The following is a 1,297-nucleotide window of genomic DNA, read 5'->3' on the forward strand; positions in this document are numbered from 1 at the left end:
TCGATTTTCAAGTTGCCGTCCTCGATGGAGCCACCGGGGATCGCACCGGTCCTTGCCGCGCGCGCCAGGCGGCATATAGCATCGGACATGCGCAGCCTACGATCCGTCAGCCAGGCCTCAGGTTCGAAGGGCATGGCCAGCCTCGGCGTGTCGCGGGCGGCCTCGACCGGGACCAGCGCGTCCTTCAGGTCGCCGTACCTACGCGAATGCGCTAGCCAGATATCGCCGGAACGGAAGGCCTCACGCAGATGGAACAGGACCGCGACCTCCCATACTCGGTGCTCATCGTCGCCATTCAGGTGGCGATGCCACTTTGAGGTGCGGCGCAGAAAGGTCAGCGGCCGGCCGTCAGTCGTCTCCCTGCCTGCGATGATCACGCTCGCCGCCAGCAGCGGCTCCGCCACGGGCGCGGCGCAAATCTCCAGCGCCCGCAGCATGCGAGGCGCATAGCGCCGGAAGCGATGATAACCGTGACCGACATGCGCCAGCGGATCGGCGGCGAACGTGTCGGTCAGTTGTGCAGCCGTGGCGACAAGCCCTTTGAGGGATATCCATCCTCCGGCATTGCCGACGGCCTCTTCGAGCGAGGCCCGGTCCTCATGCGCCTCCAGGAGCGCCGCTCCCAATGTCTTGAAGGATTGCAGGGTGTCCTTCAGCGCCGATTTGGCATCGTCCATCCGGGCGTCACATCGTGATTTCGCCTCGCGCCAGGTCTTTCCGACGATCCGGTCGTGGGTCTCCACCACAATATCGGCAATGGCACTGCGCCATTCCAGCGCGCAGACCGCAAGGATGGCGAGGCGGCGATCATCCGAGATATCCCTCAGATCCCCCGCGAAGTAGCGCTCTCCTTGCCTGCGCAGGCGCGCAATCCGGTGCAGCGGCACATCCGCCAGAATGCCCCGGTCCAGTTCCAAAGCCTGCAGGTATTCCAGGCGGTCCAGCAGGCGGTTCATGTCAGCCGAGTTCCGCCCGACCTCGAACTGACGCAGCCAGACAAACCGCGTGACCGAGCCGCCCGTATCTTCGGTCAACAGAGCATCGAGCCGCGTCCGTATGTCATCGTCCAGCCGACGGGCGATCCGGGCATCGACCCGTCGTTCAGCGGCTACAAGCGCATCCGCGCAAAGCCGCTCGATGACCGTGATTCCGGGCAGGATGCTCTGGGACGCCCTGCATTGCTCGACGAAGCGCCGCGCCAGATCCTCGTTCGACCGGGCAGTCTCGGCCGCACCTTCAAGCCAGGCCCTCAGGTCTCGTGCGCCCCGCCCGGTGAACATCTTGTAACCGTAGATGT

General features: G+C 65.1%; 1 protein-coding gene. It reads right to left on the reverse strand.

Translation table 11 applies throughout. From position 1 onward, the window contains the following. Nucleotides 1-1,297, reverse strand: a 1,297-nt coding sequence (locus KNW02_RS20605) for a DUF4158 domain-containing protein (RefSeq protein WP_216035041.1), incomplete at both ends; no start/stop codon positions are given.

The sequence above is a fragment of the Paracoccus marinaquae genome (assembly GCF_018860165.1).
GTDB classification, from domain to species: Bacteria; Pseudomonadota; Alphaproteobacteria; order Rhodobacterales; family Rhodobacteraceae; genus Paracoccus; species Paracoccus marinaquae.